Source organism: Kribbella sp. NPDC004138 (genome assembly GCF_053603655.1).
In genome coordinates this window covers 89134-102438 of the sequence record NZ_JBSGFZ010000008.1, presented here as the reverse complement: position 1 = coordinate 102438, position 13305 = coordinate 89134, and the positions used below count along the sequence as shown (strand labels likewise).

Annotated in this window: 15 protein-coding genes; 3 read left to right on the top strand and 12 right to left on the bottom strand. The window is 71.2% G+C overall.

Annotation, left to right across the window (positions count from 1 at the left end; genetic code table 11):
* Window positions 1-9: 9 nt before the first annotated feature.
* Window positions 10-405 carry a VOC family protein gene (locus ACWEOO_RS13265; protein WP_452143165.1) on the top strand — a complete coding sequence of 132 codons (396 nt, stop codon included), beginning with the start codon at window positions 10-12 and terminating at the stop codon, window positions 403-405.
* Window positions 405-1046, top strand: coding sequence for a deoxyribonuclease V (nfi, locus tag ACWEOO_RS13260; protein ID WP_452143164.1), 642 nt, complete (start codon window positions 405-407; stop codon window positions 1044-1046). The genes ACWEOO_RS13265 and nfi overlap by 1 nt, the downstream gene beginning before the upstream one ends.
* Window positions 1047-1102: 56 nt before the next feature.
* On the opposite strand, the gene ACWEOO_RS13255 is transcribed toward nfi, so the two are convergent.
* The 8 genes from ACWEOO_RS13255 to ACWEOO_RS13220 all read right to left on the bottom strand — a co-directional run bounded on the left by ACWEOO_RS13255 (window position 1103) and on the right by ACWEOO_RS13220 (window position 9233).
* Window positions 1103-1732: an SRPBCC family protein gene (locus ACWEOO_RS13255; RefSeq protein ID WP_452143163.1), complete on the bottom strand. Its 630-nt coding sequence runs from the start codon at window positions 1730-1732 to the stop codon at window positions 1103-1105.
* Complete coding sequence (locus ACWEOO_RS13250) at window positions 1729-2583, bottom strand: FAD binding domain-containing protein (protein ID WP_452143162.1); 855 nt, start codon at window positions 2581-2583, stop codon at window positions 1729-1731. The genes ACWEOO_RS13255 and ACWEOO_RS13250 overlap by 4 nt, the downstream gene beginning before the upstream one ends.
* Window positions 2580-4964: a xanthine dehydrogenase family protein molybdopterin-binding subunit gene (locus ACWEOO_RS13245; RefSeq protein ID WP_452143161.1), complete on the bottom strand. Its 2385-nt coding sequence runs from the start codon at window positions 4962-4964 to the stop codon at window positions 2580-2582. Before ACWEOO_RS13245 ends, ACWEOO_RS13250 begins: the two co-directional genes overlap by 4 nt.
* Complete coding sequence (locus ACWEOO_RS13240; protein ID WP_452143160.1) at window positions 4961-5425, bottom strand: (2Fe-2S)-binding protein; 465 nt, start codon at window positions 5423-5425, stop codon at window positions 4961-4963. Before ACWEOO_RS13240 ends, ACWEOO_RS13245 begins: the two co-directional genes overlap by 4 nt.
* Before the next feature lie 83 nt (window positions 5426-5508).
* Window positions 5509-6657, bottom strand: coding sequence for an XdhC family protein (locus ACWEOO_RS13235; RefSeq protein WP_452143159.1), 1149 nt, complete (start codon window positions 6655-6657; stop codon window positions 5509-5511).
* Entirely contained in the window at window positions 6650-7738 is a 1089-nt protein-coding gene (locus ACWEOO_RS13230) for a vWA domain-containing protein (protein WP_452143158.1), read from the bottom strand. Before ACWEOO_RS13230 ends, ACWEOO_RS13235 begins: the two co-directional genes overlap by 8 nt.
* Before the next feature lie 5 nt (window positions 7739-7743).
* Window positions 7744-8619, bottom strand: coding sequence for an AAA family ATPase (locus tag ACWEOO_RS13225; protein ID WP_452143157.1), 876 nt, complete (start codon window positions 8617-8619; stop codon window positions 7744-7746).
* Window positions 8620-8657: 38 nt separating this feature from the next.
* Window positions 8658-9233 (bottom strand): nucleotidyltransferase family protein, encoded by a 576-nt coding sequence (locus tag ACWEOO_RS13220; protein WP_452143156.1) that lies wholly within the window; start codon window positions 9231-9233, stop codon window positions 8658-8660.
* 82 nt (window positions 9234-9315) lie between these two features.
* Between ACWEOO_RS13220 and nadA the strand changes: the two genes are divergently transcribed.
* Entirely contained in the window at window positions 9316-10497 is a 1182-nt protein-coding gene (gene nadA, locus ACWEOO_RS13215) for a quinolinate synthase NadA (RefSeq protein WP_452143155.1), read from the top strand.
* Here the strand turns inward: nadA and ACWEOO_RS13210 are convergent.
* Genes ACWEOO_RS13210 through ACWEOO_RS13195 form a run of 4 tightly spaced genes read right to left on the bottom strand, consistent with a single transcriptional unit; the run spans window position 10494 to window position 13304 of the window.
* Entirely contained in the window at window positions 10494-11684 is a 1191-nt protein-coding gene (locus tag ACWEOO_RS13210) for a glycosyltransferase family 4 protein (protein ID WP_452143154.1), read from the bottom strand. The genes nadA and ACWEOO_RS13210 overlap by 4 nt on opposite strands.
* Window positions 11684-12100: an adenylyltransferase/cytidyltransferase family protein gene (locus ACWEOO_RS13205; RefSeq protein WP_359933103.1), complete on the bottom strand. Its 417-nt coding sequence runs from the start codon at window positions 12098-12100 to the stop codon at window positions 11684-11686. Before ACWEOO_RS13205 ends, ACWEOO_RS13210 begins: the two co-directional genes overlap by 1 nt.
* Window positions 12100-12846: a CDP-alcohol phosphatidyltransferase family protein gene (locus ACWEOO_RS13200; RefSeq protein ID WP_452143153.1), complete on the bottom strand. Its 747-nt coding sequence runs from the start codon at window positions 12844-12846 to the stop codon at window positions 12100-12102. The genes ACWEOO_RS13205 and ACWEOO_RS13200 overlap by 1 nt, the downstream gene beginning before the upstream one ends.
* Complete coding sequence (locus ACWEOO_RS13195; protein WP_359933099.1) at window positions 12843-13304, bottom strand: adenylyltransferase/cytidyltransferase family protein; 462 nt, start codon at window positions 13302-13304, stop codon at window positions 12843-12845. The genes ACWEOO_RS13200 and ACWEOO_RS13195 overlap by 4 nt, the downstream gene beginning before the upstream one ends.
* Window position 13305 lies beyond the last annotated feature (1 nt).

The following is a 13305-nucleotide window of genomic DNA, read 5'->3' as shown; positions in this document are numbered from 1 at the left end:
GATCGGTGGATGAAGACGATCCTGTTCGCGTTGCGGGTGAGTGACCTGGAGCGGTCGTTGAGGTTCTACGCCGCGGTCGGGTACGTCGAGGTGAGCAAGATCCCGTTCGACGACGGGTCCAGTCTGGTCTGGCTCCGGCTGCCGGGTGAGTCGTCGGTGTCGCTCGAGCTCGTCCACCGGCCCGCCGACGGGCCGGTCGAGGTGCGCGGGTTCGAGCACTTCGCGATCGAGGTCGAGTCGCTCGCCGAAACCGTCGACCACCTCACCGCCGGCGGCCTGCAGCCCGGCCCGGTCGAACTCCCGGGCGGCGCGGACGGCCCGAAGACGTCCTGGGTCGTCGACCCCGACGGCTACCGCATCGAACTCGTCGAGTGGCCGCCCTCCGGCGCACCGACGTTCGACTGATGGACTGGCCGACGACCGAGACCGAAGCGATTGCCGTCCAGGACGACCTGCGGTCACAGGTCGATCCGACCGACTCCCCCGGCGTCGTACGGCACGTCGCCGGCCTCGACGTGGCGTACGACGGTGACCGGCTCGCCGCGGCGGTCGTCGTACTCGACCGGGAGACGCTGGACGAGGTCGATCGCGCCATGGTCGTCGGCGAAACGACGTTCCCGTACATCCCCGGGCTGTTCGCGTTCCGCGAGGTACCGGGCCTGCTCGCAGCACTCGGTCAGCTGAGAACCGCGCCGGACCTCCTGGTGTGCGACGGCCAGGGACTGGCGCATCCGCGGCGCTTCGGCCTGGCCTGCCACCTCGGCGTACTGACCGGGATTCCGTCCATCGGCGTCGCGAAGAACACCTTCGTCGGGACACACGCGGAGCTCGGCCGGGAGCGAGGTGCCACGGCCGCCCTGGTCGACGACGACGAGGTGGTCGGGGCCGCGCTGAGGACACAGGACGGGGTGAAGCCGGTCTATGTGTCCATCGGGCACCGGGTCAGCCTGCCGACCGCGGTTGCGCACGTCCTGCACCTGACAGTCCGGTACCGCCTGCCGGAGACCACGCGCCTGGCCGACCGGGCCTGCCGCGACGGGCTTTGACATCCCCGCGCGGCAGGCGGTGGCGCACACCTTGGGCGCCGAGGCGGCCTGACCTGTCAACGGCTGAACAGGCGGCGTAAGAGCAACGCCACAACAGCCCCGATCAGGTACGGCGTCGCGCGCCGGGCGAGTGCTGGGAGGAGGGTGGTGCCGAGGTCGAGGGCGACCGCGTCGGACTCTGGTGTGGTCGGTGGTTCCTTCACCGATGTCTCGGTCGCCGGCTCGGGCTGGGCTTCCGCGGTGGTGTCCAGCTTGGTCTTCAGGCAGGCGGTGAACTGATCGAGGAGTTTGTCCGAGACCTCCTGGATCAGGCCGCGGCCGAACTGCGCGGGACGGCCGGTGATGGTCAGTTCGGTGTCGACCGACACCTCGGTGGACCCGTCCGCCGTACCGGTCAGCTTCGTGGTGACGTGCGCGCTCGCCGTACCGTTGCCGCGCCGGTCCTTGCCCTTGGCCTCGATCACGGCATGGTGATCGCTCTCGTCGCGCTCGACGAACGTGCCGGTGCCCGTGTACTGCAGGGACACCGGCCCGAGCTTCACCTTGCACGACCCGGTGAAGTCGTCACCCTCGTACGACTCCAGGGTGGCGCCGGGGAAACACGGCACCACCCGTTCGAGGTCGTTGAACGCCGACCAGGCCTGCTCGACCGGCGCCGGTACGACGAACTTGTGCTCGAGCTTCACGCCGTACCTGCCGCTGCCAGGACCGCGCGCCTCGTGAGCACCGTGGCGAGGTGCCGCCGGTAGTCGGCGTCACCGTTGAGGTCGGTCACCGGCGACGTCCCGTCCGCCGCCCGCGCCGCGGCCTCCCGTACGGCGTCGGCGATGGCGGGCTGCCCGACCAGGGCCTCCTCGACCGCGGTCGCCCGGACCGGGGCCGGCCCCATGTTGCCGAGTCCGACCCGTGCCTCCGCGATCGCCCCGCCGTCGACCCGCACGGCCGCGCCGACCGACACGATCGACCAGCCCTGCGCGACCCGGCTGAACTTCTCGTAATGCGCACCCCATCCGGTGTACTTCGGCACCCGGACCTCGACGAGCAGCTCGTCGTCACCGAGCGCCGTACTGAAGATGCCCTCGAAGAAGTCCGCGGCCGGCACGGTACGCCGTCCGCCGGCGCCCGCGATCACGAACGACGCGTCCAGCGCCACCGCCACGACCGGCAGGTCCGCCGCCGGGTCCGCGTGCGCCAGCGACCCGCCGAACGTGCCGCGGTGCCGGATCTGCGGATCGCCGACCGTTGCCGTCGCCAACGAGATCAGCTGGGCATGTTCGGCGACCAGCGGATCCGTCTGCACCGTGCTGTGCGGGGTCATCGCGCCGATCACCAGCGCGTCGCCGTCGTCGCGCACGCCGCGCAGATCGTCGATCTTCCCAATGTCGACAATCGTGTCGGGCGCCGCCAGTCGTAGCCGCAGCGCGGGCATCAGGCTCTGCCCGCCCGCGAGCACCTTCGCGTCGGCGTGCTCCCGCAGGAGCCCCAGCGCCTCGTCGATCGTCGTGGGCGCGAAGTACTCGAACGCCGCGGGGATCATGAGCCCGCTCCTTCCTGGATCGCCTTCCAGACGCGGTACGGCGTGCACGGCATCGGCACGTCCGTGACGCCCATCGGCCGCAGCGCGTCGACAATCGCATTGACGACAGCCGGCGTCGACGCGATCGTCCCCGCCTCACCGACCCCCTTCACGCCCAGCTGGTTCGTCGTCGCCGGAGTCTCGGTCCGCGCCGTGTCGAACCCTGGCAGGTCAGGCGCCCCCGGCAGCAGGTACTGGTCGAACGATCCGGTGACCAGCGTCCCGGACTCGTCGTGCACGGCCTCCTCGTAGAGCGCCTGCGCGATGCCCTGCGCGAGCCCGCCGTGCACCTGGCCCTCGACGATCAACGGGTTCACCACCACGCCGACGTCGTCGACGGCGACGTACGACCTGATCTTCGTCCCGCCGGTCTCGGTGTCGACCTCGACCGCGCACAGGTGCGTGCCGTGCGGGAACGAGAAGTCGTCCGGGTCGAGCGTCGCGTCCGCGTCCAGACAGCCCTCGGCGGACCCGTCCAGCTTGTGTCCCTGGAACACCGCGAACGCCAGCTCGGCCATCGTCATCCCGGCCTCCGTACCGCGGACGCCGTACCGCCCGGCAGTGAACTCCAGGTCGTCCGCGTTCGCCTCCAGCAGCTGGGCCGCGATCGGTTTCGCCTTCTCGATCACCTTGTCCGCGGCGGCCAGCACCGCCATCCCGCCGACCGCGAGCGAGCGCGACCCATACGTGTCGAGCCCGCGGACGGCGACCTGCGTGTCGCCGTGCAGCACTTCGACGTCCTCGAACGCCACACCCAGCCGGTCCGCGACGATCTGGCTCCACGCCGTCTCGTGCCCCTGACCGTGCGGGCTCGTCCCGGTCACCACCTCGACCTTCCCGGTCGGCAGCATCCGCACCGACGCGTGCTCCCAGCCGCCGCCGACGTACCCCATCGAGCCGAGCCAGCGCGACGGCGCCAGTCCGCACATCTCGGTGAACGTCGACACGCCGATGCCGAGCTGCACCGGGTCGCCGGACTCCCGGCGCTGCTGCTGCTCGGCCCGCAGGTCGTCGTACCTGAACAGCTCGCGGGCCTTCGCGGTCGCGGCCTCGTAGTTGCCCGAGTCGTAGCGCAGCCCGGACACCGTCGAGAACGGGAACTCCTCGTGCTTGATCCAGTTCTTCTCGCGGATCTCCAGCGGGTCGGCGCCGACCCGGGCGGCCAGCTCGTCCATCAGCCGCTCGATCGCGTACGTCGCCTCGGGACGGCCGGCGCCGCGGTACGCGTCGGTCCACGTCTTGTTCGTGAACACGTTGGTGATGCCGAGGTGGTACGCCGGGAACTTGTAGATCCCGTTGTACATGAACGCGCCGAGCAGCGGGATCGCCGACGTGACCAGACCGAGGTACGCACCCATGTCCGCGATCAGCTCGACCTTCAGCCCGGTGACCGTGCCGTCGGCGTTCGCGGCGAGCGTGACCTGCTGCCACTGGTCGCGTCCGTGGTGCGCGGCCATCAACGACTCGGACCTGGTCTCGTTGTATTTGCAGGGCTTCCCGGTCCGCCGCGCCGCGATGACTGTGAGCACCTCCTCCGGCGTGAACTGCAGCTTGCCGCCGAAGCCGCCGCCGACGTCCGGCGCGATCACCCGGACCTTGCTCTCCGGGATGCCGAGCACGAGCGCGATGAAGATCTTCACGAAGTGCGGCACCTGCGTCGACGACCACACGGTCATCTGTTCGGTGGTCGGATCGACGACGATCGACCGCGGCTCCATGAACGCCGGGATCAGCCGTTGCTGGCGGAACTCCTCCTCGATCACGATGCCGCCGTCGCGGGCGGCCGCGATCGCCGCCTCGACGTCGCCGCCGGTGCCGGACTCGGCCGAGTCGTACGACCAGACCGCGGACACGTTCGTGCCGAGATCCGGGTGCGCGAGCACCTCGTCGCGGGACGCGGCCTTCAGTTCGAGCGCGGGCGGCAGTTCCTCGTAGTCGACGTCGACGAGGTCGGCCGCGTCGCTCGCCTCGGCCGCGGTGCGGGCGATCACCATCGCGACGATCTCGCCGGCGAACGCGACATGGTCGACCGCCATCGAGGGGTGCACCGGCGCCTTCTGGTCGGGGATGACTGCCCAGGCGTTCGGCAGCGCACCCTGTTCGTCGGCGATGTCGGCGCCGGTGATCACCGCGACGACACCGGTCGCCGCTTTCGCCGCCGCGGTGTCGATCGACGTGATTCGGGCGTGCGCGAACGGACTGCGCACCATCGCGAGGTGCTGCAGCCCGGGCAGCACGATGTTGTCGGTCCAGCGGGTCCGGCCGGTGACCAGCCGGGCGTCCTCCTTGCGCAGCCGCGCGGTGCCGACCTCGGCGGCCGGGCGTTCCTCGGTGGCGGTCATTGCGCACCTCCCGCGGCGGCGCGGACGGCCTTCACGATGTTCTGGTAGCCGGTGCACCGGCACAGGTTGCCTTCGAGTCCGAGCCGGATGTCCTCGTCGCTGGGATTCGGATTGTCGGCAATCAGATCGATGGATTGCATGATCATCCCGGGTGTGCAGAAACCGCACTGCAACGCGTGGTTCTCGTGGAAGGCCTGCTGCATCGGGTGCAGCTGACCATTCGTCGCGAGACCCTCGATGGTGGTGATCTCGTGACCGTCGGCCTGGACCGCGAGCAGCGAGCAGGACTTCACGCTCCGCCCGTCCAGGTGCACCGTGCAGGCGCCGCAGTTGCCGGTGTCACAGCCGACCACGGTGCCCGTCTTTCCCAGTTGCTCGCGCAGATAAAGCACGAGCAGCGTGCGCGGCTCCACGTCGTCCGTGAAGCTGCTTCCGTCGACCTTCACCGTGATCCGGGTCATCGCCCCGCCTCCAGATGTCCGCAACCGCCGTCTCTTCGAGAGTGCTCCTGTTGTGATGTGCACCACAAGCTTCAGTGCTCTGTTCAGTGATGGATGGGACCCGCCGCGGCCGAAAGTCGTTGCCCAGCGCCACCCCACCGCTGCGCGATGATCTCGGCCGCGATGCTCACCGCGGTCTCCTCCGGCGTCCGCGCACCGAGGTCGAGACCGATCGGGCTCGCCAGCCGGGCCAGTTCCGCCTCGCTCAGTCCGGCCTCCCGCAGCCGCTTCAGCCGGTCGTCGTGCGTCCGCCGTGATCCCATCGCCCCGATGTAGGCGACCTGCGGCAGCCGCAACGCGACCTCCAGCAGCGGTACGTCGAACTTCGGGTCGTGGGTCAGCACGCAGACCACCGTCCGGTCGTCGATCCGGCCGGCCTCCGCCTCACCCGTCAGGTACCGGTGCGGCCAGTCGACGATCACCTCGTCGGCGAACGGGAACCGCGACGCCGTCGCGAACACGGCGCGCGCGTCGCACACGGTCACCCGGTACCCGAGGAACGAGCCGAGGCGTGCGACCGCGGCCGCGAAGTCGATCGCGCCGAACACGAGCATCCGCGGCACCGGCGCGAACGACGAGACGAAGACCCGCATCCCCTCCCCGCGCCGCTGCCCGTCCGGGCCGTACTCCAGCGTCTCCGATCGTCCGTTGGCCAACAATCCGCGGGCATCGTCGACGACCGCGTCGTCGGCACGGTCCGATCCGAGACCTCCGCTCGCCAGCACCCCACTCGCCTGCTCGGCGTCAGGGGCAGTGGCCGGGCGGACGACGAGGCGCCGCCCGATCCGCGCCGGATCCGGATGCGCCACCACGGTCGCGACCGCGACCGGGCGCCCCGCGGCGATGTCGGCGGCGACCTCCCCGAGCTCGGGGAACGACTCCCGGTCGACCTTCTCGACGAACACGTCGATGATCCCGCCGCAGGTCAGCCCGACCGCGAACGCCGATTCGTCGCTGACGCCGTACCGCTGCAGCACCGGCTCGCCCGAGGACAGGATCTCCTCGCCCAGCTGGTACACCGCGCCCTCGACGCAGCCGCCCGACACACTGCCGACCGCCTCCAGCCCGGGACCGACCAGCATCACCGCGCCCGGCGGCCGCGGCGCCGAGTCGAACGTCGCGACAACGGTGCCGACGGCAACCGATTCACCGGCCTGCCACCAGGTCAGCAACCGGTCGAGCACATCACGCATCGGCGACCACCTCCAGAAGTTCGGCGAAGCTGGCCAGGCTGTGCCCGGCGACGAGGTCGTCCAGGTGCGGCAGGACGGCGACGATGCCCGACTGCACAGGCTGGTAGCCGCGCTTGCCGCGATGCGGGTTGAGCCACACCACGCGGTGCGCGAGGGCGGCCAGTCGCTGCAGCTGCGCCCCGAGCAGCGCCGCGTCGCCGCGCTCCCACCCGTCGCTGCACACCACGACGACCGCCCGCCGCGCCGTACCGCGCTGGCCCCAGCGGTCCAGGAACACCTTCAGCACCTCGCCCAGCCGCGTCCCGCCCGACCAGTCCGGTACGACGTCACCGGCTACCCGCAACGCGAACTCGGGATCGCGGTGCCGCAGGGCCGGCGTCACGCGCGTGAGTCGCGTGCCGATGGTGAAGACCTCGACCGACCGCGGCGCCTGCTGGACCATCACGTGCGCGAGACGCAACAGGCTGTCGGCGTACGGACGCATGGAGCCGGACACGTCGATCAGTACGACGACGCGCCGCGGCCGGACCCCGCGACGCCGGTACCGGACGCGGGCCGGTTCGCCGACCTGGCGGAGCTGGGCGCGCAGTGTGCGGCGCGGGTCGATCTCGCCGCGATGCGACGGGCGGCGGCGGTTGGCGCGACGGGTCGGGACGCGCGGGCGGAGCGAGCCGAACAGGCGGGCGAGTTCGGCGCGGTCGGCGGCGGACAGTTCGGCGACGTCGCGGTGCCGGAGGACTTCCGTCGGACTCGCGGAGACGTTCAGCGTGTGGTTGCCGTCGGCCTCCTCGGGAGCGTCGCCGAGGTTGGCCTGGACGGACGACTGCGGGGTGCGGCTGGGGACGACGCCGCGCGACCGGCTCCCGGTGAACCAGGCCGCGAACACCTCGTCGTACCGGGCGGTGTCGTCGGGGCCGCTGCAGAGCGCGGCGCGGCCGGCCCAGTAGACGTCCGCGGTCGAGGTGACGTCCAGAGCGGCGACCGCCTGCAGGAAGAGGTGCACACGGTCGGCGGTGACCGCGAGCCCGGCGTGGCGCAGGGCGGTGGCGAAACCGGCGAGCGCGAGATCGGGCCCCGACATGGCGATCAGCTCGCCAGCAACCGGTCGAGGGATTCGCGGACCCGGTCGGTGTCCTCCCGGTACTTCAGCACGGCGCCGAGTGTCGCGGCCGCGGTCTCGACGTCGAGGACATCGGTACCGAGCGCATCGAGGGCCCGCGCCCAGTCGAGCGTCTCCGCGACACCGGGCGGCTTGAGCAGGTCGAGGTCGCGCATCCGCTGCACCGACCGGGTGACCTGCTCGGCGAGCCGCGCCGACACCTCGGGCAGGCGGGTGCGGACGATCTCGATCTCGCGGGCCAGGCCGGGATGGTCGATCCAGTGGTACAGGCAGCGGCGCTTGAGCGCGTCGTGCACCTCGCGGGTGCGGTTCGACGTGAGCACCACGATCGGCGGCACCTCGGCCTTGATCGTGCCGAGCTCGGGGATCGTCACCTCGTACGTCGACAGCACCTCGAGCAGGAACGCCTCGAACTCGTCGTCGGCGCGGTCGATCTCGTCCACGAGCAGCACGGCGGGACTCTCGCGGAGCGCCCGCAGGACCGGGCGGGAGAGCAGGAACCGCTCGTCGAACAGGCTCTTCTCCACCTCCTCGGCGGCCGCGTCGGTGCTGGTCGCCTCGACGGTGCGCAGGTGCAGGATCTGGCGCGGGAAGTCCCAGTCGTAGAGCGCCTGCGAGGCGTCGATGCCCTCGTAGCACTGCAGCCGGATCAGGTCGAGGTCGAGCGCTTCGGCGATCGCGGACGCGAGCGAGGTCTTGCCGGTGCCGGGCTCACCCTCCAGCAGCAGCGGGCGATGCAGCGCGAGCGCGAGATACCCGACCGTGGCCAAGCCCTCGTCGGCTAGGTACCCGGTCGCCCGCAGACACTCGGCCAGCTCCGCCGCCGAGCCGACGGCACTCACTCCTTCAGCATTCACCTACTTCCGGCCGTTGCCAACCCTCATCGGTGTCCCGGCGGCAGATCCTCCGGCGTGTCGACGTCGGCACCGTCACTCACGTCCCCGCACTCCACCAACACCGTTTCGTGCTCGCGCAAGTACCCCCGCGCTCCTTCGTCCCCGCGCGCCAACGCGATCACCCCGGCCCAGTGCTCCCGACCGATCACCACCGGATGCCCTGGTGCCCCGCCGTACGTCGCCCGCACCAGCGCCTCTGGCCCCCCTCTCTCCACGACCCGCCGCACCGCCGCCAAGGTCAGCCCCGGGACGTCCACCGGCACGACAACCACCGCATCGACGCCGGGGGCGAAGGTCTTCAGGCCGGCTCGGAGGGAGGCGCCCATGCCCTCCGCCCAGTCCGTTGCTTCGACGACGTGCACCGGCTCGGCCGACAGTTCGGCGCGGACCTCGTCGGCGGCGGCTCCGATCACCACCACGACCGGTGCGCAGCCCGAGGCGGCGAGTAGGCGGGACGCCCGGACGACCCACGGGACGCCGTCGGCGTCGCGGACGAGAGCCTTCGGCGTACCCATCCTGCGGCCCGCACCGGCGGCCAGCACGAGACCCGCGTTCTTCACACCGGCAGCGTACTGATTTCACACTCTGAGCAATGACACGTGCCACGCGGAGTGCGGCGGTGGGCGTGCGACGATATCCGACGTGACGACGATCGCAGACGGCTCGAAGTCCCTTCCGTTGCTGTTCCTCGGGCAGAACACCGACCCGCACTCCGAGCGCGGCGTCGAATGCCCGGGCGCGCTCCCGCCGGCGTCCGACCCGGACTTGGTCGAGCGGGCGCTGAAGGCGAAGGCGGCGCTCGGCGACCAGGTGTTCGTGCTCGGGCACCACTACCAGCGCGACGAGGTGATCCAGTTCGCGGACGTCACCGGTGACTCCTTCAAGCTCGCCCGCGACGCGGCCGCCCGGCCGGACGCGCCGTACATCGTGTTCTGCGGCGTGCACTTCATGGCGGAGTCGGCCGACATCCTCACCAACGACCAGCAGACCGTGATCCTCCCGGACCTCGCAGCCGGGTGCTCGATGGCCGACATGGCCCGCATCCACCAGGTCGAGGCGGCCTGGGACGCGCTCGCCGACGCGGGTGTCGCCGACGTGACGGTGCCGGTCACGTACATGAACTCCAGCGCCGACATCAAGGCGTTCTGCGGCCGCAACGGCGGCGTCGTGTGTACGTCGAGCAACGCGGAGACCGCGCTGAACTGGGCGTTCGAGCAGGGCGAGAAGGTGCTCTTCCTCCCCGACCAGCACCTCGGCCGCAACACCGCCGTCCTGGAGCTCGGCCTGTCGCTCGACGACTGCGTCGTGTACGACCCGCACAAGCCGAACGGCGGCCTGACGAACGAGCAGCTCGCGGCCGCGAAGATGATCCTGTGGCGCGGGCACTGCTCGGTGCACGGCCGGTTCACCGCCGAGTCGGTCGACGACGTCCGCGCCCGGGTCCCCGGCGTGAACGTGATCGTGCACCCCGAGTGCCGCCACGAGGTGGTCACGAAGGCGGACCAGGTCGGCTCCACGGAGTACATCATCAAGGCGCTCGAAACCGCCGAGCCCGGCACGTCGTGGGCCGTCGGCACCGAGCTCAACCTGGTCCAGCGCCTCGCGAAACAGCACGCCGACAAGAACATCGTCTTCCTCGACAAGACGGTCTGCTACTGCGCGACGATGAACCGCATCGACCTCCCGCACTTCGTCTGGGCGCTGGAGAACCTGGTCGCCGGCCACGTCGTCAACCCGATCAAGGTCGACCCCGACACCGAGAAGTACGCCAAGCTCGCCCTCGACCGCATGCTCGCCCTCCCCGGCAAAACCGCCCGCGACTAGTCAGCGGAGACGCGGGCCGGGGTGTACCACTCGGCCAGCAGGTTGGGGAGTCGGTCGGGGCCCCAGCGGTCCACCGGGGTGATGCGGCCCTGCAGTGATGCCAGGCCGCGGGCCAGTTCGCCGACGACGTCGCCGCGCCAGGGGACCGTGACGCCTTCGCCGGGGCCGACGATGACGGCGGGGCCGCCGCGGTCGACGCAGACGACGGGGCAGCCAGAGGCGAGGGCCTCGGTGACGGCCCAGCCGGCGGCTTCGCGGATGGCAGGGGCGAGCAGGGCGTCGGCGCGGAACATCGCCGCCAGGACGTCCTCGCGCGGCAGCGCGCCCATGAACTCGACGCGGTCGCGGACACCCAGCTGCCAGGCCAGGCTCTCCGCGCGACCCCAGTCGGGGCCGTCGCCGATGATCCGCAGCTCCCAGTCCGCGGCCTCGGGCCGGGCCAGCGCGCTGATCGCGAGCAGCACGCCCTTCCACGGGATCAGCCGGCCGACGAACAGCGCCGTCTTCACGCCGGGCGCCCCGAACGGCTCGTACGGACCCGACGCGGTGAACCGCCGGATCGCCACGTTCGGCTGGACCACGATCTCCCGCGCGTACGGGCGGAACACCTCGGCGACGTCGTTGTTCTGGGCAACCATAAGGTCGGCGATCTGCGCCATCCGCCGCCCGGTCGCGCGGCGCCGGATCCCGGTGTACGCACGGCGGACCAGCTCCCCCGCGACACCGCGCGACCCGAGCCAGTGCGCCATCGACAGCGGCGCCGTCGTCGACCCGCCGACGGGACCCCAGATCACCTTCGCCGACGACCGCTCCACCACGCCGGCGCCCATCCAGTCGACCGCGAACGTCAGGTGGTGGATCACGTCGAACGAATGCTCCGCGTGCAGCCGCCGCGCGGTACGCCGCGCCAGCCCCTGCCACAGCGGGTAGTACCAGTACACGTCCGACGGCCGCCGCCGCAGCCGCAGGATCCACCCCGGCATCTCCAGCGGTACGACGGTCAGACCGGGCACCGGCCGCGCCGCGAGCTCCGCGGCGATCTCGTGCGCGAACTTGCCCCGGGTGAGCAGCCAGACGTCGTGGTCCCGCGCCGCGGCCTTCGCCCACGCCCAGCCGGCGCCCGGCTCCGATCCGCCTGCCGGCCGGCAGGCGTACGCACTGAGCAGTACCTTCGGCCGGCCCGGCATCAGTTCATCCCTTCCAGAAGCCTGCGCAGATCGGTGCTCGAGGTGGAGGCGGTGTACGGGAAGTAGTGCACCTGTGCGCCGACCTCACCCAGCAGCCTTTCCAGTCTGGTCCCCTTCTCCGTTCCCTTCCAGTCGTCACCCTTGAAGAGCACGTCGTAGCGCAACTGCTGCCACATCTCGAACTTGTCGCTGGACCAGTCGCTGACCACCTCGTCGACCAGGTCGAGCGCCCGGACGACCTCCATCCGCTCCTCGTGCGGCACCACCGGCGGCCGGCCCTTGATCCGGGCCACCACGTCGTCCTCGACGACGCCCGCGATCAGGTGGTCGCAGTGCTCGCGGGCGCGGCGCAGGATGTTCAGGTGCCCGATGTGGAACATGTCGTACACCCCGGGCGCGTATCCGACGACCGTCATCAGGCCCGCACCCCCAGCGCGGCCATCTCCCGGTACCACTTCGCGACCGCGGCGGCCAGGAAGAGCAGGTTCAGCGCCAGCAGCGCGCCGTACAGCACGAGGAACAGCGACGGCGTGCCGAAGGCGAGGAAGACCAGGCACAGGACGCCGTAGTCGGTCGGTGCGATGAGCAACGACTTGACCACGGAATCCCCGCGCCGGTTGGGCTCGCCGGCCGCGCCGTGCCGCCGGCGGAGCTGGTCGATCAGGATCAGCCCGAAGAACAGCACCGACGACATACACACGTACGCGAGCGGCACGAGCAGCGCCAGGTCGTTGTCAAAGGCATCGAAACGGTAGAACGAGATCAGTACGGCGCTGTGCAGCAGCACGATCTTGACCGCGTCGATCATGTGGTCGAGCCACTCCCCCAGCGGCGACCCGCCGCCGCGCAGCCGGGCCAGCTGCCCGTCCGCGGAGTCCAGCCCGTAGCCGAGCACCAGCAGCGCCGTCACCGCCAGCGCCAGGCTCAGGGACGGCCGCACGCAGGCCACCAGCACGATCCCGATCAGCGAACAGAACCCGCTCGCCAGGCTGACCTGGTTGGGCGTGCGCCGGCCGAGGAACGCCGCGGCCGCGAACACCCGGCCGATCCGCCGGTTCACGAACCGCGAGTACGCCGGAGTCCCGGCCGACGGCTTCTGCGCCCGGGACAGCTGCGCGACCGTCGCCCGCAGCCCGGCGCTGCTCAGGGGCCGCTCGCTCATGCGACGTTCGAACTGCGGGACTGCCGCTGGTCGATCGCAGCGCGCAGGATCGGGCTGCGGGAGCCGCGGCCGGCGGGCAGGACGGTGATCAGCGCGGCCGGGATCCCGTCGAGCTCCTCGACCCCCAGGACGCCGTCCGTGCCACTGGCAGCGAACACGGTGCGCGCTCCCAGGACGCCGGTCAGCCACTCGGGCCGTACGTCGTCCACGGCAACCACCTCGTCGACGCAGCGCAGGTGCTCGACGATCTGCGCCCGCTCGAGCAGCGGCACGAACGGCCGCCCGCCCCAGGCGCCCAGCGCCCAGTCGTCGGACAGCACCGCCACCACCAGCCGGTCGCAGTGCCGCCGCGCCCGCTCGAGCACGTCGACATGACCGACGTGGAACAGGTCGAAGACCCCGGCCACACAGCCGACCCGTGGCGCGGCCGGCGCACCACCTGAACTGCCATCCCCCACC